Consider the following 26250-nt stretch of genomic DNA (forward strand, 5'->3'; position numbering starts at 1 on the left):
CAATTAAAGTGGGTAGGAATATGGTCATAGCCCGAAAATTTAAGGGTTAAAAAGTTGAAAAGCTAAAAAGTTTTGGATATTAGTTATCAGTAGTCTAAAATGATACTAGGTAGTACCTAGTGTTATAAGGAGCATATTATGGCAACATCACTAAAAATTTCAGACGATTTAAAAGGGCGCATTCAGCAGCTTGCACGAGTGCAAGATAGAACGCCACATTGGATTATGATGCGGGCAATTAATGAGTATGTTTCAAAAGAAGAAAAGAAAGAACAATTTAAGCAGGAAGCATTGGCTTCATGGCAATCTTTTAAAGAAACTGGATTGCATATTACTGGAGATGAGGCCGTTCGCTGGTTGCAAACTTGGGGAACTGACAGTGAGGAGCCTGCACCTAAATGTCACAAATAAAAATTACAGAAGTTGCTTTACAAGGAATTCAGCGTTGCCAATCTTTTCTTGAGTCTAGAAATACTCTGGCAAGTCAACGCGCAGCAAATGAAATCGCCAAGTATATTCAATTACTTAAAGAAACCCCAGAAATTGGCAGACCATTGTCGGATCATCTTCGGGAGTTGATTATTCCATTTGGTGATTCTGGCTATGCGGTTTTATACAGATATGAAGCAGTGACGGATATTTGTCATGTTTTGGCATTTAAACATCAGAAAGAAGTAGGTTATTAAAAGAGGAAATAAATGAACATTATCCCAGCAATAGACTTAATCAATGGTCAGTGTGTACGCTTACAAAAAGGTGATTTTAATGCCATTACCCAATACACGGTTACACCTGAAGACATGGCAATGAATTACCAACAAAGTGGTGCTAATTATTTGCATGTTGTCGATTTGGATGGCGCAAAGCAAGGTCGGCTTAAGCAGCTTGATGTGATCAAACGTATTCGCAATAGTACGACATCAATCATGCAGGTTGGTGGTGGTATTAAGAATGAAGAAACAATTGATAACTTATTATCAATCGGTGTTGATCGTGTGGTGCTAGGTAGTATTGCCATCAAAGATTATGAGCAAACAGTACGCCTTTTTAAGCGCTTTGGTGCGGATAAAATTGTATTAGCACTTGATGTTAATATCGTTAATGGCACACCGATGGTGGCAACGCATGGCTGGGTTAATACCAGTGATCAAAGTCTATATGATGTCATTGACTATTATCTGGCATATGGTTTAGCGCATGTGCTATGTACCGACATTAGCAAAGATGGCATGTTGCAAGGCGCTAACACACAACTTTATCAAGAGTTAGTTGCTAAATATCCAAATATTTCATTTCAAGCATCAGGTGGTATTGGTGCCTTGGCTGATTTGCACAATCTCAAAAAAACCAAGGTGCAAAGTGTGATTGTCGGACGCGCACTTTATGAAAATAAATTTAGCTTAAATGAGGCGCTAACATGCTAACAAAAAGAATTATTCCATGTCTGGATGTATTAAATGATCAAGTAGTGAAGGGTGTGAAGTTCCAGAATCATCGCATTGTCGGTGATATTGTTACACTAGCCAAGCACTATAGTGAGCAAGGTGCCGATGAGTTGGTGTTTTATGATATTGCTGCAAGTACACGTCAGCAAGGTGTGTCACCTAAGTGGGTAACCGATATTGCCAAAGCGATTAATATCCCATTTTGTGTCGCAGGAGGTATTCGTAGTGTTGATCAAGCGCGTACTATCTTAAATGCAGGAGCGGATAAAGTATCGATTAATTCACCTGCACTAGAGCGTCCAGAGCTTATTGATGAATTAGTCGATGCTTTTGGTCAGCAATGTGTTGTTGTTGGTGTTGATAGTAATGAGATGGATGGTGAGTATGTGGTCTGTCAATATACAGGCGATGTTGAAAAAACGCTAAAAACCACACGTAGCACAAAAGATTGGGTAACAGAGATCGCTAAACGAGGTGCCGGTGAAATTGTTGTGAACTGCATGCAACAAGATGGGGTTAAAAATGGCTATGATATTGCGCATTTAGCAGCAATTTCACAAATGGTTAATATCCCTGTAATCGCTTCAGGAGGTGCCGGAGAGATGATGCATTTCAATGAAGTATTTCAAAAAACACGGGTATCAGGCGCACTTGCGGCAAGCGTTTTTCACAGTGGTAGTATTGAAATTCGTGAGCTTAAAGCCTATCTCAAAACACATGGTCAAACCATTAGAATGTCGAATTAAGGATAAATGTGGATAAACTTATTTTAAACAAAATTGACTGGCAGAAAATGAATCACTTGGTGCCTGTTGTTGTGCAATGTCGCACCTCTGGCAAAGTACTGATGCTTGGATTTATGAATGAAGAGGCCTTATCACAGACGATGATTACCGGCTTTGTAACCTTTTACAGTCGCAGCAAACAAAGGCTTTGGCAAAAGGGTGAAACAAGTGGCAATGTTTTGAAGCTCATTGATATCGCTGTAGATTGCGATGGTGATAGTCTTGTTGCTTTAGTTGATGCTGTGGGCCCAACATGTCATAAGGGTACCGAGAGCTGCTTTGATAAGGCCTATGATCATCCATATGGCGTATTGACTCGTTTAGAAAATACCATCAAGCAACGCAAAAAGGATAAACCACAAAATAGTTATGTCACGAGCCTTTTTGCTAGTGGCGTATCACGCATTGCGCAAAAAGTGGGTGAAGAAGGTGTTGAAACCGTAATTGCCGCGATGAAAAATGATCTAGAGGAGTTGAAAAATGAAAGTGCTGATTTGATCTTTCATTTGTTGGTATTGCTAAGAGAAAAAGAGTTATCTTTGCAGGATGTGATCAGTGTTTTGCAAGTAAGAGAAAGCAAGTCGTAGGGGCGTATTGTATACACTCATGTTACCCATAATCATTAAGGTAATGTGGGGGATGTGTTGCATACGCCTATGTTATCCATAATTATCGAGGTAATGTAGGGATATATTGCATACGCCCATGTTATCCATAATCATCGAGGTAATGTAGGGGCGTATTGCATACGCCCACCATAAAAAACCAGAAAAACAAAACCATTAAGTTTAAGTTAAGTTTAAAAGCCTACACTACCAAACAGCTGATCGAAGATGTTTTTCCTCTCCTCAACTGTTTTCATATTTCGATCAGCAATATTTCAACATTCCGACATTCCAAAATTTCATTATTAATCTTAAAACGTCCTTTATTTATTTGTTTTTTGATCTATAGTTTGCCTTGAGCGGGCAAATATTTGGGGCGATGATATGTCGGATTATCAGCAAAATACAGCGTTATTAGCGCTAATACAAGCAGCCAGTTTATATCAGGTGGCATTAGATCCTAAAACGATTTTTCATCAGTTTGCCGTGGATGGTGTATTTGAGCATACGGCATTGATGCGAGCACTTAAAGCCAATGACTTTTATGCCAAAGAGATAAGCTGCGATATCGCGAGTATTAAGTCATCTACTCTACCTGCGATTATTGTTGGCAAAGATGATTGTTTTGTTTTGGTCGGTGTTAATGATCAGAAAGAGTATCTTGTGATTTTAGCTAATAGCAATGAGCTGATAAGTTTACCATCAGCTGAATTTAGTCAATTATTTAATGGTAAAGTCATTTATCTTAATCCCAAAAATAATACTGCAAAAGATAAAGCATTTAATATTAAATGGTTTATTCCAGCGCTATGGAAATATAAACATGTCTTTCGTGATGTGCTTATCGCATCATTTTTCTTGCAGTTATTTGCTCTGGTAACACCACTATTTTTTCAGGTGGTAATGGATAAAGTGGTTGTGCATCAAGCTTTAACTACATTGGAGATATTGGCCATTGGCTTTGTGGCAGTGAGTATTTTTGAGGTAATCTTAGGTGCGATTCGTACTTATTTGTTTGCGCATACCACAAGTCGCGTTGATGTTGAGCTTGGCACGAAACTATATCAGCATTTATTAAGTCTGCCTCTTGCCTATTTTGAAGCGCGGCAAGTGGGATTAAGTGTCGCACGTGTCAAAGAGCTTGATAGTATTCGTGAGTTTTTAACCAGTAGTGCATTGACCTTGATAATTGATCTTGGCTTTACTTTTATCTTTTTCGCGGTCATGTGGTTTTATTCAGCCAAATTGACATTAATCGTATTAGCAACCATTCCTTTTTATGTTGTGTTGTCACTTTTGATTACCCCAATACTAAAAGCGCGCCTTGATCAAGTATTTAAAGAAGGCGCTAAAAACCAAGCGTTCTTGACTGAGTCATTAACCGGAATCCAAACCGTTAAATCATCAGCGATTGAGCCACAAATGCAACATAAATGGGAAGATAATCTAGCAAATTATGTGCGCACTAACTTTCGCGCGCGCAACTTAAGTAATATCACTTCGCAAATTGCACAATTTATTAGCAAGATCACGACACTTTTGATTATTTTCCTAGGGGTTAACTTAGTGATTTCAGGAGACTTAACTATTGGTCAATTGATCGCTTTTAATATGCTCGCTGGACGTGTTACCAGTCCTATTTTAAAAGTGGTGCAATTGTGGCAAGATTTTCAGCAAGCGCGCATTTCATTGAAACGTTTGGGTGATATTTTAAATACCACAGCGGAAGGATCTACCGTAAGTAACAATCAGCAATTAGCTCAATTATCTGGCGATATTGAATTTAAGCATCTTACGTTTCATTATGGCATCAATACTCCTGCGGTATTAAAAGAGATTAGCTTCAACGTTCAAGCCAATCAATCCGTTGGTATTGTCGGTCGTTCAGGCTCAGGTAAAAGTACATTGGCAAAACTCTTACAAAAGCTTTATCTACCGCAATCAGGCAGTATTTTACTCGATGGTGCTGATATATCAGCATTAAGTGCTGTATGGTTAAGGCAACAGATCGGTGTGGTATCACAAGAGAGCTTCTTATTTAATCGCAGCATTCGTGAGAACATTGCGCTGACTTGCCCTGGCGCTTCTTTAGATGTCGTAATCAATGCGGCTAAATTATCAGGGGCAGATGAGTTTATTGTCAAATTAAAACATGGTTATGACACGATCGTAGAGGAGCAAGGTGCTAATTTCTCTGGAGGGCAAAAACAACGTATTGCCATCGCTAGAGCATTGATCAATGAGCCTAAAATACTTATTTTTGATGAGGCAACATCGGCTTTAGATTATGAATCAGAACGCATGATTCAACAAAATATGCGCGAAATCACCCATAATCGTACGGTATTTATTATTGCCCATAGACTATCAACGGTGATGCATTGCGATAAGATTATCTATCTTGAAGCAGGTAAAGTGGTTGAAGAGGGGAGCCATGATGAACTGTTAGCATTAGATGGTCATTATGCCAAGCTTTATCATGCACAATTTGCAAGTACAAGGGGATAATTATGAGAAACTTATATCGCAAAATTGCCCAACTGTATCAGCGATTGGTGCAATGGCAAGACAGGCGCAATCAGCAAAAGGATGCGTTAAGTTTTCTCCCCTTAGCACTTGAAATTGAAGAGAGGCCACCGCACCCGTTAGCGCGCATTATGATGTGGCTTTTGGTTGTGTTGATTGTCATTGCCGTACTATGGGCATGCTTTGGCAAAATGGATGTTGTTGTCAGTGCTCAAGGCAAGGTCGTGCCCGAAGCACAAGTTAAATCAATTCAACCGCTAGAGAAAGGGGTGATCAAAACGATTTTGGTGAAAGATGGTCAACTGGTGACAAAAGGGCAAGTATTGATTGAGTTAGATCAGCGCGTTACTCAGGCGGATATTGACAATATTACGCAACAGCGCAAGGTGGCGTACTTTATGTTGAAAGAGTACCAAAGCCTTTATCAGTTATTACAGTTAGCAGCAAACGATAGATTAGCAAAAAAGGATATTGATGAGCTGTTGTTTACACAAGGATTAACGCCAACAGAAAGAGATGCTTTGATTGAGCTGATATGGAGAAAATGGCAAGCCTATAGTGCGGATATTGATTATCTTTTAGCTGAGATCAATGCCGCCAAAGCGGAGAAAACAGCACTTGAAATGCAATTGGAAATGCTTAATAAAACACTGCCGATTATTACCGAGCAAAATAATATGTACCAAACACTGCATCAAAATGACTATGGCTCAAAAGCTGATATGTTACAAAGTCAAAAAGTGATGATTGAGACAGAGCAAGCATTAGCACAACACAAGGCAACAGTAGCGCAATTAACTGCAAATATAGGGAGTAAAACCAGTGCCCTTATGCGTGCTGAAGCGGATTATTTAGCGCAAGTGTTAGAGCAGATCGAATTAAATCAAAAGGACTTTAAGAGTCTAAGCAATGAGCTTAATAAATTCCAACTAATGCAGCAGGCACAAAGTCTAAGCGCGCCACTGTCAGGTTTTGTCCAGAGCTTGTCTGTGCATACCATTGGTGCGGTGGTGACGCCCGCTCAAGTATTAATGCAGATTATCCCTAAAGAGAGTCCACTAGAAGTCAATGCCATGATCTCAAATAAAGATATTGGCTATGTACATGAAGGGCAAAAGGTGCAAGTTAAGATCGATACGTATCCTTTTACTGAATACGGATTATTAATCGGTGAGATCGTTGAGATAAGTGACGATGCGATTGACGATCAACAGTTGGGATTGGTCTTTAAAGTTGTTGTGAAACTTGATAGCACGACATTACACAAGCAAGGAAAAGAGTTTAACATTCGCTCAGGCATGACGGTGACCGTTGAGGTGAAAACCGGTGAAAGACGAATTATTGAATATTTTTTAAGTCCGTTAACCAAGGCGTTTAAAGAGAGTTTGCATGAACGGTGATATTGAGTAAGGGTATGAAAAGTTTGATGGTGAGAATTCTCTGCAATAGCTTCAGTCTGATAAGGAGTTTTGATTAGCAACTTAAGACTTGTTAAGCAGAATTTTTCAAAAAATCAAGAATGAAATTTGATCTTTTAAAATAATGGTCTAGGCTTAATCCGAGGCAACTCTATTTTATCCCCCCGCGCTTGATTTTGATCATATGGATTGATTGTACTAAAAGCCGATTTTTGAAGGCTTGGTTTGAATGATTTGGTGATGTCTGATTTTGAGAGGATGTGTTATGTGTAGACAAAAAAATTATCAAAAGATGATGTTTAGGATATTGTCGATTGCTTTATATTTTATACTAGTTATCAGTATCACATTGCTTTTTATTGTTTTAAATACAGTTTTTGGATTACAATTTCGAGCTCTCACGTTGGTCAACTTTTTTGAATCACAGGTAATTTTCCTTTTTTTGTTTTTAAGTTGTATTTTTGTGGTTTTCGTGGTTAAGTTAAGTTTTCTAAGGTCTTTGGTTTGTATCTTATTCTATTTGTTTTATGTGGCAATTATTTATGCTATTTCTTGGCTTTTAGAAGAAAGTTTTGCTGGGCTTGTGCTGTTGTACCTAAATGTACAATTAATTCTTGCTTTTTTCTTATTTATTTTTGGGGTTTTATTTAGAGTAAGTAGATTGGATGAAACATTCATGACACTATGTGTTTCGTCAATAATGTCATTACTTTATTTATGGATTTTTTTATTCCTTTTGTTTGTATCATCAGCAATAACAGAGGATTTTCTTGCAAGTAAATGGGAGGTGATTGTATTAACTTTTGTATTAATAGAAATATGGTGGTGTTTTACAGGGGAGATCTTTGGAAAAGTTTTTCAGATTAATATGACACTTAGGTTTTGCGTACTGAGGGCGTTGAGCTCTTTAATATTATCAATTTTAATTTTGTTATTATTTATAGTTTTTATTGTGTAATCAAAAGTTTAAGGAGTTTCTTATGAATGATAAGTGCAACAAAGAGTATTCATTTACAATTTACTCTGATGGAGTTGGAGGGTATGAGGGATATCACACCTGGATTAAGGTTTCTGATGGTACGTCTGCTGGTACACATGTTTTTAGCTATGGCCCATTAGATGCTAATTCTATAGATTTAGTATTAGGTAGTGTTTATCCCGGAGATTTTAATCCTCATGAGGCGGCAGCTAGAGAAAACCTATCATCTAGTTACTTTGGGTTTGTGTCTCAAGAAAGATATATCAAAATGCTTGATGAGGGCTATCACTTAATTGCTTACCCTCCAGATTATCAACTATATCAAAATGGAGGAGATAACTGTGTTGAAGTAACTTCTAAAATTCTTGAGGCAGGAGGGATTAATGTTCTTAAAGGAATATTAACACCTTCTGGAGCGATAAATGTAATCAATATATTAAATACTACTCCAAATGGGGAGTATTTATTTTATCCAGAATACGATCAAGAAAATGAAGAATGTGAGGGTGAGGAAGATAAAATTGATGATGAGGTTAATAATGACTTCAACACCGCAGCCAATGTGGCACCGAGACACATGGATCCACTGATTTTTGACTTGGACGGCGATGGTGTTGAAACCATAGCTTCGGATGGCAGTGTGCTATTTGATCACAATGGAGATGGGGTGAAATATGCCTCAGGTTGGGTTGGTGCCGATGATGCTTTACTGGTACGTGATTTGGATCAAAATGGACAAATTGATAATGGATTAGAGTTATTTGGGGACAATACCATTAAAGCAAATGGAGAGAAAGCCACAGATGGTTTTGATGCGCTATCAGACTTGGATGATAATAACGATAGTGTTTTTGATCATAATGATACAGCATTTGATGAGCTTAGATTGTGGCAAGATAGCAATCAAGATGGTGTGGTGCAAGAAGGCGAGCTTAAAAGCCTAGATGATGTAGGTGTTTTAAGTGTTGATTTAAATGCTACCGATGATGGCAGTGGCACAACAGGTGGTGTGATTGCCAAGAAATCAACGTATAACACAATCAATGGTGAGAGCTTTGTCGTCGCGGCTTTAGATTTTAATGCCAATTTATTTTATCGTGAATATCATGATGACTTTAATCATCAATTTGTTGATGAGCTTGAAGCGATAGATTTAGCTTTTAATATTAGGGGTTCAGGTGCGGTGAGAGATTTGAACCAAGCGGCAGTCTTGAACCCTGAAATTGTTGATGTTATCCAAAACATCACGCAAACCAATAGTTATCAATAACGTATTGGTTTATATCAAGCGCTTGTCAGTGCATGGGCACAATCAGCTGAAGAATTTACTTCAGCCATTACAACTCTGGAAGGGTTGATATTCATAGAACTATCCCGTGCCTGAGCAAAGTCTATCTTGTACTCTGAGTAAATTTCATCCCGTTCCCTGAGCGAAGTCGAAGGGGGAAATAAAAGTGCACATGGACTTTGACTGACGCTCAGTCCACGGTTATGGAATATAGTTATGAGTGCGCCAAACAAAGCTAAGGCAATCAAGCTGGACAATCCAGCCCAGATAAAGGTTAGCCACCAGTCTGGAACCAAACTACACATAATGCAAGGCAACGAACATTATGAAGCTGTAGTAAGGGCGGTCTATCAGCCACAACGCAAGTGAAGGTATTGAGCCCCGTAATATACATCGTCGCACCTGATCAAGGTTTTCATTCGCCTGAAATCAGCACTGCGCAATACGTAAAGGCGAGTATGCGTGGAGGTGTCGGGGTCTGAGTCCGTAGCGGGTAGATGAACTGATTGTTTTGGAACTTGGGAGAACCTTGCTATTTCTGAATGCTTATCTTGGAGCCTAAAAAGCTAGAGATAAGTTTAGCAAGGTAGTCGGACTAGCTCATAGTAGAGGTGTAAATAGGGTAATGCCTATTGAGGTTTAAGACCACTCGAAGGGGTTAGCAGTTTAACGAAGAGGATAATTTGAATGATGCTAAACGCAGAGTTGAATAAAACATTGTTGAAGCTATCTTCTATAGCCGAATGTGCGCGAGGAAATCGAGCCTTTGAGTTTACGAGCCTAGCTCATTTACTTGATGCAGAATTTCTCACCTATTGCTACCACGGTCTTGATAGAAACAAGGCGATAGGGATAGATAAAGTAAGTTGGCAAGAATATGGCAAGCATTTGCCTGACAAGATTGAGAGCTTGGTGATACGCCTAAAGAATAAGTCATTTAAACCATTGCCTGCAAGAAGAGTATACATTCCCAAAGGAAACGGAGAAAGCCGCCCCTTGGGTATCTCGGCAATCGAGAATAAGATTGTAGAGACTGGTGTTATGCTGATATTGCAGAGTATATATGAGCAGGATTTTCTAGACTGTTCGTATGGTTTTAGACCGGAAAGGAATACACATCAGGCGCTTAATGATGTCGATAAGGCAATTATGACACGACCGATAAACCACCTAGTTGAGGCAGATATTAAAGGATTCTTTGACAATGTGTCGCACGATAAGCTAATGGGCTTTGTAAAGATACGAGTAAAAGATTTTAGTTTGCTACACCTAATAGAGCGGTTTTTAAAAGCGGGTTACGTTGATAATGGCGTATTAATAGATACGGAAAAGGGTACACCCCAAGGAAGTATCTTAAGCCCAATGCTAGCGAATATATTTTTGCATTATGTGTTAGATAAATGGTTTGAAGATACGGTGAAGAGTCATACCAAAGGATTCTGCAAACTTGTAAGGTATGCGGATGATTTTGTGTGCTTGGTGCAGTATCAGGAGGATGCACGCAGAATTGAGCGGGCACTCTCAAACAGGTTTAACAAGTATGATCTACAGCTTCACCCAGAAAAGAGTCGAAATATTAGCTTTGGCAGGTACGAGAGGCTCAATGCGTCAAATACAGGTCGAAGAGCCAATACTTTCGATTTCCTAGGTTTTACTCATTATTGTGATAAGACAAGAAAGGGTTACTTTAAACTGGGGCGGAAAACAAGTGCTAAGAAGTTTAGAGCGAAGTGTAAAGATTTAAACACTTGGTTCAAGGCTATTAGGAACTTGCTGCCGACGAGGCAGTGGTGGAAAACACTCAAAGCTAAGCTAAGAGGGCATTTTGAATACTATGGCGTGAGCGGGAATTTTCCTGCAATCGCAAAATATTACTCAATTGCCAAAAGATTGGCAAAGAAATGGTTAAATCGAAGAAGCCAGAAGCGGAAACTAAGTTGGGAGAAGTTCAACAAATATATTGAACGTTACCCACTACCGCAGCCACGAATAACACATGATTTTTATACTTTAACAGGTTCAGTGAGTTAAATTGAAGAGCCGTATGTGGGAAATCTACAAGTACGGTTCTGTGAGGGGCATCCTGCTTTCTCACATTATGTTTGAAATTTAGAATATAAAAGGAGAAACAGAGATGTCTACTCGACACAATATTTTTGCTTGCAGCATGAGGATGATTAAGCAGAAAATTTAAAAAAATCAAGAATGAAATTTGATCTTTGAAAATAATGGTCTAGGCTTAATCCGAGGCAACTCTATTTTATCCCCCGCGCTTGATTTTGATCATATGGATTGATTGTACTAAAAGCCGATTTTTGAAGGCTTGGAAAAATAAACTATTAATGATGCTGTTTTAGAGCTCATAGGTAAGTGTATTTAACCAAAGAAAGACGGTAGGCAATGGGTTATGTCGGCAGATACAAGTAATAAAAAGCATAAGCATTTTAAAGTGATAATAATCACCTTTTATGGCTTCTTGCTATTGTTTTGTGCTGTGACATATATATCAGATAAATTGGCGACAGGGGTTTTTGCCAGTGCGTCCATTGATTTATCCAAACCTTCTGAAGTGACATTAGATTATTTTATTTGGTTTCCTGGGAGATATGAAATTGATATTCGTTTTCAAAAAGAAAGCCAAGAATCATTAAAACTCATTGATGGTCATATCCCTGATTATTCAGATGAGTGCAATAATTGCCAAAAATTTAAACTTGAGTGGTGCATATATCAGCAACTGAAAGTGGTTAATTGTGGAATAAAAACGTTGTTAAATGAGCCGTCTGGTGGGAAATATTCAAGAAGTTATATTTCTAAATCAGTGGCTAGGATCATTCTGCCATTTGGATCTCAAAGAATGGAGGTTAAATACTTGGGGGGGCTTGAGGATTTAAATAAGTTATCGCCTGAAATGCATCTAGCGGCAGGTGGTTTTAAAAGACCTGTATCAAATTTAGCAGGTTTACTAATGTGGGGTAATGTGTTTGTAATGATATTTATCTGGCCGTTTTTATTATTAAGCTTAATTGTTAATAACATTGTTTGGTTATATAAAAAGTCTAAAAATAAAAACATAGAGAAAGTTAAGGAGATTAGCGATGAGTGAGAAAATTAGAGCTAAAGATGCATGTATATTGAGTGAACAGTCTCGTGAGATTGCTGATTTAGACTCAAATTTAGAGTCAAATGATACGAATTCATTAGCATTTTTACTATTTATCTTTTTTGCTTTCTTGGAGGCCGCTTTTGTTGTTATCTATGCTGCATATTATGATTCTCTGTCTATATTAGTTTTTTATTTGACACTTTTTATGATAGCGATTGGTTGCTTAGTATTGTGGAATAAAAAAAATCAGTCGAAATCTACAAATTTAATTGTTTTTATTTTATATGTTTTATATTCGCTATTTATTCTCCATTTGCCAACTATTGTGGGTGGAAATTTATCATATTCATTTGATTGGTTTATAGCAGTTTATTTATTCTGGTACCCTATTCACATGCTTGTCTTTAAATTATACCAATTGCGGAAAAAAAATAGATCATGCATTGAGGTTCTCTTTTATTTTCGCATGTCAGCCATTAGTTTTTGGGCGGCATACTTTGCTTACTTTTTTTGTATGTTAATGATGTTTGGTTGTTGTCCTGAGAAGAATGACTTGGGTTGGTCTTTAATTATAGTTCCAGTTATAACAATTGAGTTTGGTGTGATTTTTTTGTCATGGCTAGTTTTTATAGATTGGGAAAGGGCAGTAATATTAAAGTTTTTAATATTACATGTTTTAGTTACTCTATTATTTTTAGGAGTATTAGGTTTGCTATTGTTTTTAATGTTTAACTTTTAGGAGGTATGAGATATGAGCAAATGTTATAAAGTTTATATATATTCAGATGGTGCATTAAGTGGAGATATTTTAGGCTATCACACATGGGTTAAGATAATTAATTGCCAAACAGGCGATAGTTATACCTATAGCTATGGTGCTGAAGACTCAGGGAGTTTTAGAGATGGAGAGCCTGCTGATAGGGAAGCAAGGGTACCTAAATATAGTGGTTATATTACTGAAGCACAATTTAATGCAATGCGAGAGAAAGGTAATGACTTAGCTAAAAACTCTCCGCCATACAGGCTGCTTCAAGACGGTGGAGATAACTGCGTGAGTGTAACATCCTTAATATTAGAGGCGGCAGGTATTAATCTACTAAAAGGATTGTTATCGCCTAGTCAAGTAATTAATGTGATAGATATTTTAAACTCCATTATAGGGGGAGATGATGCATTATTAGATCGAGAAAAATATTGGGAGTATATGTTTAAAAGAATTATGGGTATGATACCGCCAGAAGATAGAAAATTCTCGTCACTTTTAGTTTCTAAGCTGGCTGATCTTGCAACTGATCACTACTTTAAGCAGCTTGATAGCTTAAACAATAATGAGGAAGCTACTGTTATTAATCCCAATGAAATATACAATGTTATAGATAAAATTTTAGCTGGTGATTTCAATATCAATGATTTTATTGACAGTCTTGTAAATACAGGCTTCAACACCGCAGCCAATGTGGTACCGCGACGCTGGGATCCTCTGATTTTTGATTTAGATGGCGATGGCATTGAAACCGTAGCTGCTGATGGTAGTGTGCTATTTGATCACAATGGAGATGGGGTGAAATATGCCTCAGGTTGGGCTGGTGCTGATGATGCGTTACTGGTACGTGATTTAGATCAAAATGGACAGATTGATAATGGATTAGAGTTATTTGGGGACAATACCATTAAAGCAAATGGAGAGAAAGCCACAGATGGTTTTGATGCGCTATCAGACTTGGATAATAATAACGATGGTATTTTTGATCATAATGATACAGCATTTGATGAGCTTAGATTGTGGCAAGATAGCAATCAAGATGGTGTTGTGCAAGAAGGTGAGCTTAAAAGCTTAGATGATGCAGGCATTTTAAGTATTGATTTAAATGCGACTAATGATGGCGGTGGCGCAACAGGTGGCGTGATCGCTAAGAAATCAACTTACAACACAGTCAATGGTGAGAGCTTTGTCGTCGCAGCTTTAGATTTTAATGCCAATTTATTTTATCGTGAATATCACGATGACTTTAATCATCAATTTGCTGAAGAGTTGGAAGCCATGGACTTGGCGTTTAATATGCAAGGTTCAGGTGCTGTAAGGGACTTGAATCAAGCGGCATTACTCAATCTAGACATTGCTAATGTTGTGCAAAGCATTACACAAACCAATAGTTATCAACAGCGCAAAGGTTTATATCAAGCGCTTGTTAGTGCATGGGCACAATCAGCTGAAGGATTTACTTCAGCCATTACAACTCTGGAAGGGTTAGTGCTCGAGTCCGGCGCACAAATCAGCTTTGAGATTAGAGATGAAACGCGTCAGCGTTTAGAGAAAATTGCAGTGCTTGAGGCATTTAATTTTAGTCATATGTTCGATTATGCCATCACTGAGAATGATGAAAACTCAGAAATTAGAATCTCCATTGGTAATTGGTCAAATGTGATGAAGTTTAACAGCAATAAAGATTTAATGTTAAATGATGCAATGTTTGCGGGTTTTCCACAGCAAGCGCCATTGATTAATAGTGCATATGATAAATTATTGTTGTCTGTTGAGAATAATATTTTTAAAACGTATGATTATCAACAGTTGCTTGATATGGTTGAATTTTATATTGATGATCAAGAGCAAGTAGCGATAAGCTTCGAGGCTGTTGATCAGTATTTTATTACAAATGCTGAAAGAAGTGCGATAGATGCAATAAGTGTTCTAGCAAAAATTAAGTTTATGGGTAGTCACCTTCTCATGGATCTAGGTTGGAATGTTTCACAAACTCTTTCTGATGTTGTTGCAAGTGTTAGTGATGAAGAGAAACAAAAACTACAAAATGAGCCATTGGTAGTAAATAGAGAGACTTTTTCTGGTGCTGTATTAGTAGAAGGAAGTAATATAGAATCGCTCACAGAAGATAATAGATTAGTGTTGGCAGATGATACATCCAATACAATTTATGTAGATAATGACGCGATAGTGTTTGCTGGTGCAGGCGATGATATTTTATACGATAAAGGTGGTAATGCCAAAATTTATGGTGAATCAGGGAATGATCAGCTATATGCGCTGGGAAGCCATGCAATTTTATCTGGCGGAAAGGGTGATGATGTTATATATGCTGGAGGATATAACTCTCTCTATATATATAACTTAGGTGATGGCAATGATCATATTTATGGGCAAGGAAGTGATAATAGCACACTAAAATTAGGTGAAGGTATAGATTTCAATCATCTTGATGTTACAGTAGAAAGTGAGCAAGTAATCATATCGATAATAGATGATAAACAGCAGTCATATATTACATACCATAATCACCTGCACCCTAAAACAGATGACTTTATACATGGGGTAAACATTGCGTTAAATAGTGGGGCAATGATTAGGCCATTTGGGCGTGATAAAAGAGTTGCGATTACGGGGGCTGTCGGCAATGATCATATTATAGGTACGAGATATGCTGATACTATTTCTGGGTCCAATGGTGATGACTATATTAATGGGGGTGATGGAGATGATCATTTGTCTGGAGAGTTTGGGAATGACGTATTGGTAGGAGGATATGGTAAGGATTATCTAAAGGGTGGGTATGGTAATGATCAATACATTATAAACTTTGAATACGGGCAAGATATCATTGAAGCGCACCTATTGAGTGATCATAATTCTAGTAATTTTGATATGGTTGTTTTTGCCGATGGAATAACTGCGGAAGATGTGAGATTTAGTAAGCGTAACGATGACCTAATAATTACATCTAAATTAGGTTTGGAAGGCAGTATTAAGGTTAGTATGTTTTACAACGAGGGCTCTAGTAGAATGGTTTCTCCTGTAACGGCATTTATGTTTAGTGATGGCACCGTTTTAACTAGAGATAGTGAGGTTCTTGACTCTGGTAAAATCATGGGTACAGAATATGCAGATCAACTATACGGTAATAATTCAAGCGAAAATATCTTTGGATATTTGGGTAATGATCAGTTATGGGGTGGTAATGGTGATGATTACCTATATGGTGGCGATGGCGCAGATGTTTTATATGGAGATAATGGAGATGATGTTTTAGTTGGCGGCTTGGGACATGATCGACTATCAGGCGGACTTGGGCATGATCAGTATATTTTTTCCATAGATCATGGGTATGATGTTATTGAGAGTGAGTACAAAACTGTATACAGAGTCTTAGAGGATGATATTGTTGTATTCGAACAGGGCATAGATTTACAAGATACCTACTTTACTAAAAATAGGCATGATTTAATTGTTTCTTACGGTGCGAGTGATGCACAAATCATCATAGAGAAATTCTATGCTCCATTAGATTCACCATATCAATCTGCAGTGAATAAGTTTGTGTTTTTTGATGGCACCATAATAGATCGGACGCATTATTTACTCAGTCCATCAAGGATAAAAGGTACAGACGGTGATGATACTTTAATGGGCGCTTTTGAGCATGAGGATATTTTTGGTTATTCGGGTGATGATATCTTAATGGGGTTGGATGGCAATGATATGCTAGATGGTGGAATAGGTAATGATCGATTAATAGCAGGAGCAGGCGATGATACTTTAATCGGTGGCAAAGGTAATGACTATCTGTATGGTGAAACAGGGCATAATCGTTATGTTTTTTCGGCAATGGATGGAGAGGATAAAGTTAAAAAAATGGATTTTTTACAAGAAACCACTGAAAACAGTTCAACGTTAGTATTTAATGAAGGTATTCAACTAAGTGATTTTGACCAGATCAATTTAACGTCATTTTCACAAATTTTTGGGAGTCAGGGCACATCCTATATAAACACTCACATTATAGATTTGATATTTTCTTCTCAGGAGAAAGGACTTAATATTACCCTGGTGGGTTATGGCATGATCAAAGATTACGATGTGAATAATCAAAAATATTCTTCGCCGACATATCTTGAATTCAACAACGGCTCCGAGCGTTGGCAACTAATGCCGCATAAAGCGATTAGCATGGAGATCAATGGTGAAGACAAGTCATTTCATAACAGTGTAACTTTAACGCATTTTGATGAAGTAGCGCAAATGACACATATCAAAGGGATAGGCAGAAGTGAGTATTTACAAGGCACAGCAGGTAACGATATTTTAGATGGTGGGGGCTATCATGATTATTTAGCCGGAGGGTTAGGTGCTGATCGTTATGTATTATCAAACCTTTCTTTCAATGATGATGTTATCATCGCTGATGAAACAAATACAGAAGATGCTATTTTGCTTAAAGATGTGAGTATGGATGAGCTTTATTTTCTAAGGGACAACGATGATCTTTATGTAAAGGCAATTCCTAATCACTTCAATCAAGCAATGTTATATCAGGCGGATGATTTATTTTATCGCAGCAGCATGAAGCTCAGTGGTTATTTTAAAGGCTTGAGCGTTGCAACCATTATTGATAGCGAGGGTAATACCCATTCGATCGCAGAGTTATTAAAGGATGAAAGTAAATATAGTGCCATTAATGATAATTTAAATCGCATAGGTAGCAAAGATGATGACTATATCGAAAGCTATGCTGGCGATGATGTCATTCATGCCAAAGCCGGTAATAACTGGGTTGATGCGGGTCAAGGCAATAATACGATTACAGCCGGAAATGGTAATGATCGAATAGCTGTTGGTGAGGGCGATAACTCAATTAGGGCAGGGCATGGTGAGAATGATATAGAGACTGGCGATGGTAATAATGATATTCGGACAGGAAGTGACAATGATACTATCTATGTGGGTGAGGGTGATAATGTTATTAAAGCAGGTCATGGCGAAAATAGTATTCAAGCTGGCAGTGGTAATAACCAAATCTATGGCGGTGCGAATTATGATTATGTATATGTTGGGGATGGTAATAATCTAATTAAACTTGGAAATGGTGATAATGAGCTAGATACTGGTGATGGTGATAATGTGGTTTATGCAGGCTCAGGTGACGATTCAGTTAATCTAGGGGACGGTAACAATACCGTGAAGTTAGGTCGCGGAGATAATCAAATCTACGCTTATAATGGTGATAATATCGTTATAACAGGGGCAGGTGATGATTACATTGAGTTAGGCGATGGTAATAATGTCGTTCGAGCTGGACATGGTGATAATGAGATCGATGTGGGCGATGGCGATAACCAAATTTACACCGGTAACGGTGATGATATTATCTATACCTATGATGGAGATAATGTCATTAAAGCAAGTCATGGTGACAATGAGATCTATGTAGGTAATGGTGATAATATGATTACCTCAGGCAATGGTGATGATCTTATCGAGGTTCAAACTGGTCAAAATACTATTCGCTCAGGAGCTGGTGATGATGTGATTACTGTTGAGGCTAGCGCTAGTCATAAGATCCCTGACATACTTTATCCCGGTCAAGTCATAGATGAGCCTCTATTAACTTCAGATGATTTGCAAGCATCAATGAGCAATAAGATATATGCAGGCGCTGGAGATGATAGCGTTTATAGTGGCGATGGGAGTGATTTGATCTATGCAGGTAAAGGTGATGATGTCATTTATGCAGGAGGCGGCAATGATAAACTGTACGCACAATTGGGTGATAATAGCTTATATGGTGAATCTGGAGACGATACCTTATATGCAGGTAATGATGGTCAAGATCAGCTTTTTGGTGGTCAAGGTGATGATACACTTCGTGCTAAAAATGGTGATGATTTGCTTGAAGGCCAAGAAGGAGATGATACCCTTATCGCCCATGGTGATAACAACACCTTAAGTGGTGGTGATGGCAGTGATTATTATCAAGTCAACTTCAAGAATGCCAATAATACAGTTATTAATAACTATGACAGTGACGGCAGTTCTGACTTTATGAAACTTAATGGCGTTAAAACCACAGATCTAAGGTTTTATCGTGAAGTAAGTAACTTAATGATTAAGAATTTGGCAGATAAAGATAAACCGAAAGAGATTGTAGTTCAAGATTGGTTTGAATCTGAAGATCATCAAATTGATGAGATTGGGGTTGGTAAATTTGTACTAAGCAACAAACAAATTGATGTGATCATCCAAACATTGGCAAGCTTTAATGTTGAAACTGGTGTCGGTGAAGATCTGTTAAACAAAGATCAACAAGATGAAATCAAAAGTACACTAGCCAATGCTTGGATGCCAAAATCAGCTTAGTTATTGGCAATAATCTTTAATAACCACTTCTTATTTCTATTTAATAATTCATATTCGCTTAATGGCTGTTGGTAAGGCACACCCATATATTGCAAGCTATGCTGGGCAATACTGGCAAAAACAGGTGCTGCGGAGACACCTCCGAATTGATAAAAATGGCTACCTTTAGGATTGTTGATCCAAACAACAATCGAAAGTCTTGGGTTTTTAACGGGTGCCACACCGGCAAAAATGGCGTTATATTGATTAACAAATTTACCATTGGCAACGCGATGTGAAGTACCCGTTTTACCAGCTACATCAAACCCTGGAATGTTAGCAAGTACACCTGTACCATGGATGCTGACGACTGTTTGCAGCATGGCCAATACTTCTTTGGCAATATCTTGAGGTAATACTTGACGACAATTGATTTCATCTGGGTGTTTTGGCTTGATTAAGCTCACTGGGCAAAGCTTGCCATCATTGCCAAAAATCGTATAAGCATGCGCTAACTGTAAGGCTGAGCTGCTTAGTGCGTAACCAAATGAGAGTGTGGCAAATTCAAACTCACTTAATGAGCTTAAAGGCGGTAAATAACCATTCGTAGCACGTGGGAAATCAATGGTTGATGGTTGTCCAAAGCCTAAACTTGACAGGAAGTTATAAGCTTTTTCTTTATCCAATGTTAAGGTGACTTTACTAACGCCAACGTTACTGGATTTCTCAAGAATTTGTGTCAAGGTAATATCACCAAAGTTAGCATCATCACGGATGCGATGATTATGCAGGAAATAATAACCAGGGTTCGTATCAATCATACTATCTGGTGTGTATTTGCCTGAAAGAAGTGCTTGAGAGATGAAAAATGGCTTAATGGTAGAGCCCGGTTCAAAGGTCTCGATAACCGGTTGTAAGGCAATGGCTTTGCCAGTATGCTCCTTGAAGTTATTAGGATTAAAACTAGGGTAACTTGCAAGTGCTAAAATCTCACCATTTTGCGGATCAACAACAACAGCAGCGCCTGAGTCGGCATTGCTGTCAATAACCCCTTTTTTAAGCGCTTGATAGGTAAAGCTTTGGATATTGCTATCAATGGTTAAGTAAATACTTTTACCTAAATGGTAATGTTGCGGTTTATCATTAAAACTGATGGCATGTCCTTTACCATCCAAAGTGCTAGATAGTGCGCCTTCTTTAGCATGCAGCTTATCTTGATAAGTTAACATTAAACCGTCTTGCCCTTTATTAGCAATATTGGTGAAACCAATAAGAGGCGCTACCTCATTGGCTTTAGGATAGTAGGTTCTATTTTGATCTTCAATCTCAACCCCCGGGATATGCAATGCTTTTAAATCATCGATTTTTGAGGGTTCAACAAATTGTGCAGCGATATAATATTGTTTGTTGGGATATTTGCTGATAAGTGTTTCAAGGTCACTTAATGAAAGATCATCAATATTTGCCTCATTAATCTTTTGATATTTTTCAGGGTAATCTTTTAAGACTTTGATATCTAAAATAACCTTATACAAATTGGTACTGACTGCCAATGGAATACCATTGCGATCATAGATAATGCCACGTGTTGCATCTAAATCAATGGTGCGATGACTTTCGTTTTGACCACGATGAGATAGAAAACTGTGATCCTTGGTTTCTAGATAAAACAGGCGATAAATCAATACAAGAAAGACTGCAATAATCAGAAAGAATGTAAAGAAAAAGCGCCATTTATGCTTTGGTGTACGCTTTGGCTTGTCATTATATGGGTTAGTTTTTTTTGGTTTTTTTAGTTCTTTATCTTTCTTATTGTTATATTGTCTCATGCATAAAAATATCGTGGTCACCGTCACAGTTCGAGAGTGTACCGGAAAATGCAGCATTAAGACAACCGCTCGCGCTAGAATTGCCAATATATTGTCAGTGGTAATTGCGTTTTGTGGCTAATATTGGTATACATAGAGGCAGTTTGAGGGTTATTAAAAATGACTGAAAATATAAAAAAGTAAAAGTAAGGTAAAAGAAGGTAAATAGATCGCTATGCATAGCATTGAAGAAACATTAAGTGTGATTAGACGTGGCGCCGAAGAGGTGCTTTTAGAAGATGATTTGATTGCGAAGTTAAAGAAGAAAAAGCCACTTATTGTTAAGTTTGGTTGTGATCCAACGGCACCGGATATTCATTTAGGACACACCGTAGTGATCAATAAATTGCGTCAACTGCAAGATTTAGGGCATGAAATCCACTTTTTAATCGGTAACTTTACCGCACAGATTGGTGATCCAACGGGGAAAAATACCACACGTCCACCGTTGTCGGCGGCAGATGTCGAAGAGAATGCTAAAACCTATCAAAAGCAGATTTTCAAAATTTTAGATCAAGAAAAAACGCTCGTTAAGCGCAACGGTGATTGGTTTGATCAGATGAGTGCAAGTGATATGATTAAGCTTGCATCAAAACAAACTGTTGCCAGAATGCTTGAGCGTGATGATTTTTCTAAGCGTTACAAGTCTGGGCAAGGTATTGCTATTCATGAGTTTTTATACCCTTTAGTGCAAGGCTATGATTCAGTAGCGATGGTTGCTGATATTGAGTTAGGTGGCACGGATCAGAAGTTTAACTTGTTGATGGGGCGTGAGCTGCAAAAGCAAGCAGGACAAGAGCCTCAAGTGATTATCACCATGCCGTTGTTAGAAGGGTTAGATGGTGTCAAGAAAATGTCTAAATCAGCCAATAACTATATCGGTATTGAAGAGCCTGCAGATGAGATGTTTGGTAAAATCATGTCAATTTCGGATGAGCTGATGTGGCGTTATTATGAGTTATTAAGCTTTAAACCAATGACTGAAATTGAAAGCTTAAAAGACGCAGTTAACAATGGTCAAAACCCACGTGATGTTAAGATTGATTTAGCTAAAGAGATTATTGCGCGCTTTCATGATGAAGCGGCAGCCCAAAAAGCACATCAAAATTTCATCGATCGTTTCCAAAAGAATCAGATGCCTGAGGAGATGCCAGAAGAGACGATTACATTAGCAAAAGACAATATGCCAATTGCAAATGTCTTAAAGTTGGCAGGTTTGGTCTCAAGCACCTCTGAAGCGATCCGTATGATCAAGCAAGGTGCGGTTAAAATTAATGGTGATAAGGTTGAGGATACACAGCTTGCATTAAAGCAAAAAACCTCAGACGTTTATCAAGTAGGCAAAAGAAAGTTTGCCAAGATCACATTGGTATAGACAGTAAAAAAGCAAAAGGAAATAAAATGGAAAAATTTATTCAGGAAGTATTAGTTATTTTTGTGGTATTAACCGCATTGGTCGTACTTTATCATGTTTTTATCTTTTTATTTTGGATTTTATTAGTTGCGATTGGTGTGGCGATTGTTTATCGCGTGATTAAATTTATTGTATCTTTGTTCTCTTCAAAGAAAAGCAATACCGTTGAGCACGAAGATTTATAATTAATCGGTGCAGTGTGAAGCAACTAAAGGCATTAATCCTAAGTGGAGTGTTAGTGACACTGACTGCTTGTGGTAATCAAGGTAAAGACACATTAAGCAAAGCTGATCTTGAGACAGGTGAGTATGCGGATGAGCTCAAATCACATTTAGATGTGCGTCAAGCGCAATTGAATACTCTTTTTGATAATATTCGTATCACCCAAATGCTTGTACATGCCAATAAACGCCTAGCTGAAGAAACGGCATTAACGGAAGCGCGTTATCAAGCGATTGATCAGAATATGCAAAAAATGCGCGATACCTATAATGTTCAGCTTTTACTGTATAATGCTTGTGCGGTTAAATTAAAGCAGTTTCAGGCAGAGCATCCTGCCTTTGTTGAGATTTTTGTTACCGATTTATCGGGCATGAATGTTTGCCAAACCAATATGACGACTGATTTTTATCAAGCAGATGAAAAGTGGTGGCAAATGGCTTATCACAATGGTTTAGGTAAGGTGTATTATGGTGAAATTGAATATGATGATAGTGCCTCGGAAGTCGTAGCACCAATGTATATGCCTATTTATGAACATAAAAAATTAGTCGGTATTGCTAAAGCTTTAGTGGCAATCGAAGATATAAAACTCAGTGAATTTAACTAATGGATTCATTGTGGTAAGTTGAGTTTATATAGCATTTCGCTGCGTAAACAATGGCATAAGTGATAGGGATCGCAAGGATACAAAAAATGGCTTTAGAGCCAAATGAGCCAAGAATTAATGTGGTTTTGTTAGGAAAAGACCAAAAGACGATAGAGATGAAAATCACGGAATCAATCAATTGACCTAGAATACTTGAAAAGCCCGAACGTAACCATAAAAAACGTCCTTTAGATAGATCTTTAATTGTCTGAAAGATAAAAACATCAAGAAACTGCGAAATAACAAAACCAATCACTGTACCCAAAATCACAAGGTTGCTTTTGGCTAAGACATGGGCGTAAACGCTTTGATCGTGCCAACCCGTGGTATGTGGCATAACGACCGAAAGCTCAATAATCAGTACGAAAATCACTTGACTGATCACCCCAAGGATTGAGACAAAGTAGGCTTTCTTTTTACCATATAGCTCACAAACTGCATCAATGATAGGGAAAGTGAAAAGAGCAAAAATAATATTTGAAAAAGGGAAACTTAGCCCTAAATGGACAGGTTTTGTGGCAGTGATTGCTGAAGAAGTCATCGCACAAATAACGATCATTGATAGGATTAACAAAATAATAACATGTTTATTAACGCGCTTATCACCTTGTAAGAAATGTTGTTTTGTTGCTGTTGTCATCATGTCTCCCTCATTTTTTGTAATAGACAATAGTAAAACCCATCGCCACCATTTTCGGTAGGCAAAATCTGGTAACCATGGATTTGTTTGAGTCTGTTATTCATCATTGGAATATCAATAACAGTAAACTCAGAATGTGTTTGCAGGAAATTTGCCATTTGTTTGTCATTTTCTTCAGGCAAAATAGAGCAAGTAGCATAGAGAAGTAAGCCACTAGGTTTCAGATATGTCGCAAGATTATGTAATATACGCTGTTGTATTTGGACAATCTCTTTGACTTCCTCAGGTGTGCGTAGCACTTTGATATCTGGATTGCGTCGAATTACACCCGTGGCACTACACGGTGCGTCAATTAATATCTTGTCAAATAAAATACTCTCTTTAAGTGGTGCTGTGGCGTCATGAATTGCAAGGTGAATATTAAGCTCATTTAACTGTAAACGTGCAAGGTTCTCTTTAATGCGTTCAAAACGCTTGGCATTATTATCCATAATGGTTAATTCAATGTCAGGACAGAGCTCTAATAGATGTGCGCTTTTACCACCAGGTGCGGCACAGGCATCAAGAATCTTCTCGTGTGTCTGTGGTGCTAAGATATGTGCGGCTAATTGAGCCGATTGATCCTGAACGCTGAAAAAACCTTGAGCAAACAAAGGTAATTCATTGATGTTTTGTGCTTCATTTAGTTGAATACAGTTATCAATGGTTGTCGTGTTATAACCAATATCATTGCCTTTAAGTGCCTTTAGAAACTGCTCAGGACTTTGTTGTTGATTAAGACGCAGAAAAACAGGCGGTTGGATATTACTATTGGTGACAATGCTCTCCAACGCATGAGGGTAATGTTTCTTAAGCTTGCCATATAACCAATCAGGCAGTTCTTGAAAGTGATCACAATTTAGCAGTGCTGCTTTATCAATCTGACGTAATAAGGCATTAATAAATGACTTGGAGTGATTAATATTTAATTCATCACAGGCATTGACGGTTTCATTAATACAGGCATGCACTGGTTTATGCATAAAGATAATCTGATATAAACCAATCATTGCTAATAGTCGCACTTTTGGTTTAGTTTTGCCTTCGGCCTGTAGATTAAAAATATACTCAAGGTAAAAAAAATGGCGAAAAACGCCATAGCATAATAGATAGACTAAACGGCGATTTTGCTCCGTCAGTGGATAATATTGCAGTGTGGTATCTAAAGACGCTAAGCTGTCTTTATGCTGAGTGATTTGATGAATAATAGAACACGCAATAGCGCGTGGATTGGTTAATGTTTTCATTGCTTGGATTGATTAGGCTTTTTCAGCAGGTACCAAATGAGGTGTTAAAAACTTGGTTAGTTTAGCCACGATACGTGGATTGCCACCAATGAGGCGCCCGTCATCTAGATAGCTAACACCACCATCTAATCCACAAAGCATGCCCCCTGCTTCTTTAATCATAAGGGCGGCTCCGGCGGTATCCCAGATTTTGGCATCTCTTGATGTCCAAACAGCGTCTAGGTAGCCTGCCGCAACATAGCACATATCAAGTGCTAATGAGCCAGAATAGCGAAGACCTGAGATCTCTTTATGTAGATCAAGTACGGCTTCAGGGTAAGTGTGCGCGAAGACTTTTTTGCTAAATTTCAAAGCGCCTGAAAACAAGCAACCTGAGAAGTCTTTACGATTAGCAACACGGATGCGCTGACCATTAAGCTGCGCACCTGAGCCTTTGGTTGCCGTAAATAATTGGTCTAAGTAAGGATTATAAATCACTGCAAGCTCTGTTTTGCCACGAAATTGCATTGCAATTGAGACACAATGATGTGGAATGCCATGAATAAAGTTGTTCGTACCATCAATCGGATCAATAATCCATGTATGGTCACTATCTTCATTGCCAAACTCGCCTGATTCTTCAGTAATATAATATTGATCTGGAAACGCACGTTGCAAAATATCAATAATTGCCTTTTCAACATCAATATCGACATTCGTAACATAATTATTAGGTGCTTTTGTTTCAACCTTAACGTTTTGCATGTTTTCACTTGCATTTAAGATCATACGACCTGCTTTACGTGCAGCTTTAACTGCAACATTCATCATTGGATGCATGAAAAATACCTTTAGCTTTTACCCGAATAAAAAATTAGTTGTGTATAATACCTGATTTAGTATTAAGGTGATAGTTT

The 26250-nt window shown here is 38.0% G+C and carries 19 protein-coding genes; 15 read left to right on the forward strand and 4 right to left on the reverse strand.

Annotated features, from left to right (window positions below; genetic code table 11):
* Positions 1–138: 138 nt before the first annotated feature.
* From IE867_RS06390 to IE867_RS06445, 12 genes are all read left to right on the forward strand, one after another.
* Positions 139–411, forward strand: a complete 273-nt coding sequence (locus tag IE867_RS06390; protein ID WP_192483941.1) for a CopG family ribbon-helix-helix protein — start codon at positions 139–141, stop codon at positions 409–411.
* A complete protein-coding gene (locus tag IE867_RS06395) occupies positions 399–686 on the forward strand; it encodes a type II toxin-antitoxin system RelE/ParE family toxin (protein ID WP_192483942.1) in 288 nt (95 codons plus the stop codon). The genes IE867_RS06390 and IE867_RS06395 overlap by 13 nt, the downstream gene beginning before the upstream one ends.
* A gap of 12 nt (positions 687–698) precedes the next feature.
* A complete protein-coding gene (hisA, locus tag IE867_RS06400; RefSeq protein ID WP_192483943.1) occupies positions 699–1424 on the forward strand; it encodes a 1-(5-phosphoribosyl)-5-[(5-phosphoribosylamino)methylideneamino]imidazole-4-carboxamide isomerase in 726 nt (241 codons plus the stop codon).
* Positions 1418–2191, forward strand: coding sequence for an imidazole glycerol phosphate synthase subunit HisF (gene hisF, locus IE867_RS06405; protein ID WP_192483944.1), 774 nt, complete (start codon positions 1418–1420; stop codon positions 2189–2191). Before hisA ends, hisF begins: the two co-directional genes overlap by 7 nt.
* A gap of 8 nt (positions 2192–2199) precedes the next feature.
* Positions 2200–2817 (forward strand): bifunctional phosphoribosyl-AMP cyclohydrolase/phosphoribosyl-ATP diphosphatase HisIE, encoded by a 618-nt coding sequence (gene hisIE / locus IE867_RS06410; RefSeq protein ID WP_192483945.1) that lies wholly within the window; start codon positions 2200–2202, stop codon positions 2815–2817.
* A 402-nt stretch (positions 2818–3219) separates the two neighbouring features.
* Positions 3220–5343 (forward strand): type I secretion system permease/ATPase, encoded by a 2124-nt coding sequence (locus tag IE867_RS06415; RefSeq protein WP_192483946.1) that lies wholly within the window; start codon positions 3220–3222, stop codon positions 5341–5343.
* Positions 5344–5345: 2 nt separating this feature from the next.
* Positions 5346–6761 carry an HlyD family type I secretion periplasmic adaptor subunit gene (locus IE867_RS06420; protein WP_192483947.1) on the forward strand — a complete coding sequence of 472 codons (1416 nt, stop codon included), beginning with the start codon at positions 5346–5348 and terminating at the stop codon, positions 6759–6761.
* Between the two features lie 998 nt (positions 6762–7759).
* Entirely contained in the window at positions 7760–9028 is a 1269-nt protein-coding gene (locus IE867_RS06425) for a hypothetical protein (RefSeq protein WP_192483948.1), read from the forward strand.
* Positions 9029–9733: 705 nt separating this feature from the next.
* Positions 9734–11077: a group II intron reverse transcriptase/maturase gene (gene ltrA, locus IE867_RS06430; protein WP_192483949.1), complete on the forward strand. Its 1344-nt coding sequence runs from the start codon at positions 9734–9736 to the stop codon at positions 11075–11077.
* Positions 11078–11453: 376 nt separating this feature from the next.
* Positions 11454–12152 carry a hypothetical protein gene (locus IE867_RS06435; RefSeq protein ID WP_192483950.1) on the forward strand — a complete coding sequence of 233 codons (699 nt, stop codon included), beginning with the start codon at positions 11454–11456 and terminating at the stop codon, positions 12150–12152.
* Complete coding sequence (locus IE867_RS06440) at positions 12145–12891, forward strand: hypothetical protein (RefSeq protein ID WP_192483951.1); 747 nt, start codon at positions 12145–12147, stop codon at positions 12889–12891. Before IE867_RS06435 ends, IE867_RS06440 begins: the two co-directional genes overlap by 8 nt.
* A gap of 12 nt (positions 12892–12903) precedes the next feature.
* Complete coding sequence (locus tag IE867_RS06445; protein WP_192483952.1) at positions 12904–19299, forward strand: calcium-binding protein; 6396 nt, start codon at positions 12904–12906, stop codon at positions 19297–19299.
* On the opposite strand, the gene IE867_RS06450 is transcribed toward IE867_RS06445, so the two are convergent.
* Positions 19296–21107 carry a peptidoglycan D,D-transpeptidase FtsI family protein gene (locus IE867_RS06450; RefSeq protein WP_192483953.1) on the reverse strand — a complete coding sequence of 604 codons (1812 nt, stop codon included), beginning with the start codon at positions 21105–21107 and terminating at the stop codon, positions 19296–19298. The two genes, IE867_RS06445 and IE867_RS06450, sit on opposite strands and share 4 nt — an antisense overlap.
* Before the next feature lie 214 nt (positions 21108–21321).
* Between IE867_RS06450 and tyrS the strand changes: the two genes are divergently transcribed.
* The 3 genes from tyrS to IE867_RS06465 are packed head-to-tail and all read left to right on the forward strand — an operon-like array spanning position 21322 to position 23389.
* Positions 21322–22521: a tyrosine--tRNA ligase gene (gene tyrS / locus IE867_RS06455; protein ID WP_192483954.1), complete on the forward strand. Its 1200-nt coding sequence runs from the start codon at positions 21322–21324 to the stop codon at positions 22519–22521.
* 26 nt (positions 22522–22547) lie between these two features.
* Positions 22548–22745 (forward strand): hypothetical protein, encoded by a 198-nt coding sequence (locus IE867_RS06460; protein ID WP_192483955.1) that lies wholly within the window; start codon positions 22548–22550, stop codon positions 22743–22745.
* A gap of 14 nt (positions 22746–22759) precedes the next feature.
* Complete coding sequence (locus tag IE867_RS06465) at positions 22760–23389, forward strand: PDC sensor domain-containing protein (RefSeq protein WP_192483956.1); 630 nt, start codon at positions 22760–22762, stop codon at positions 23387–23389.
* On the opposite strand, the gene IE867_RS06470 is transcribed toward IE867_RS06465, so the two are convergent.
* From IE867_RS06470 to IE867_RS06480, 3 genes are read right to left on the reverse strand one after another with little or no spacing between them, the layout of a single operon-like run.
* Positions 23382–24071: a queuosine precursor transporter gene (locus IE867_RS06470; RefSeq protein ID WP_192483957.1), complete on the reverse strand. Its 690-nt coding sequence runs from the start codon at positions 24069–24071 to the stop codon at positions 23382–23384. The two genes, IE867_RS06465 and IE867_RS06470, sit on opposite strands and share 8 nt — an antisense overlap.
* Positions 24068–25354, reverse strand: a complete 1287-nt coding sequence (rsmB, locus tag IE867_RS06475) for a 16S rRNA (cytosine(967)-C(5))-methyltransferase RsmB (protein ID WP_192483958.1) — start codon at positions 25352–25354, stop codon at positions 24068–24070. The genes IE867_RS06470 and rsmB overlap by 4 nt, the downstream gene beginning before the upstream one ends.
* A 12-nt stretch (positions 25355–25366) precedes the next feature.
* Entirely contained in the window at positions 25367–26173 is an 807-nt protein-coding gene (locus tag IE867_RS06480; protein WP_192483959.1) for an inositol monophosphatase family protein, read from the reverse strand.
* Positions 26174–26250: the final 77 nt, after the last annotated feature.

Source organism: Cysteiniphilum marinum (assembly GCF_014857925.1).
Lineage (GTDB): Bacteria > Pseudomonadota > Gammaproteobacteria > Francisellales > Francisellaceae > Caedibacter > Caedibacter marinus.

Bases quoted from the DNA above. Each gene is read 5' to 3' on its own strand.
- IE867_RS06390 (WP_192483941.1), top strand. From the start codon at position 139: ATGGCAACATCACTAAAAATTTCAGACGATTTAAAAGGGCGCATTCAG.
- IE867_RS06395 (WP_192483942.1), top strand. From the start codon at position 399: ATGTCACAAATAAAAATTACAGAAGTTGCTTTACAAGGAATTCAGCGT.
- hisA (WP_192483943.1), top strand. From the start codon at position 699: ATGAACATTATCCCAGCAATAGACTTAATCAATGGTCAGTGTGTACGC.
- hisF (WP_192483944.1), top strand. From the start codon at position 1,418: ATGCTAACAAAAAGAATTATTCCATGTCTGGATGTATTAAATGATCAA.
- IE867_RS06415 (WP_192483946.1), top strand. From the start codon at position 3,220: ATGTCGGATTATCAGCAAAATACAGCGTTATTAGCGCTAATACAAGCA.
- IE867_RS06420 (WP_192483947.1), top strand. From the start codon at position 5,346: ATGAGAAACTTATATCGCAAAATTGCCCAACTGTATCAGCGATTGGTG.
- IE867_RS06425 (WP_192483948.1), top strand. From the start codon at position 7,760: ATGAATGATAAGTGCAACAAAGAGTATTCATTTACAATTTACTCTGAT.
- ltrA (WP_192483949.1), top strand. From the start codon at position 9,734: ATGATGCTAAACGCAGAGTTGAATAAAACATTGTTGAAGCTATCTTCT.
- IE867_RS06435 (WP_192483950.1), top strand. From the start codon at position 11,454: ATGTCGGCAGATACAAGTAATAAAAAGCATAAGCATTTTAAAGTGATA.
- IE867_RS06440 (WP_192483951.1), top strand. From the start codon at position 12,145: ATGAGTGAGAAAATTAGAGCTAAAGATGCATGTATATTGAGTGAACAG.
- IE867_RS06445 (WP_192483952.1), top strand. From the start codon at position 12,904: ATGAGCAAATGTTATAAAGTTTATATATATTCAGATGGTGCATTAAGT.
- IE867_RS06450 (WP_192483953.1), bottom strand. From the start codon at position 21,107: ATGAGACAATATAACAATAAGAAAGATAAAGAACTAAAAAAACCAAAA.
- tyrS (WP_192483954.1), top strand. From the start codon at position 21,322: ATGCATAGCATTGAAGAAACATTAAGTGTGATTAGACGTGGCGCCGAA.
- IE867_RS06460 (WP_192483955.1), top strand. From the start codon at position 22,548: ATGGAAAAATTTATTCAGGAAGTATTAGTTATTTTTGTGGTATTAACC.
- IE867_RS06470 (WP_192483957.1), bottom strand. From the start codon at position 24,071: ATGATGACAACAGCAACAAAACAACATTTCTTACAAGGTGATAAGCGC.
- rsmB (WP_192483958.1), bottom strand. From the start codon at position 25,354: ATGAAAACATTAACCAATCCACGCGCTATTGCGTGTTCTATTATTCAT.
- IE867_RS06480 (WP_192483959.1), bottom strand. From the start codon at position 26,173: ATGCATCCAATGATGAATGTTGCAGTTAAAGCTGCACGTAAAGCAGGT.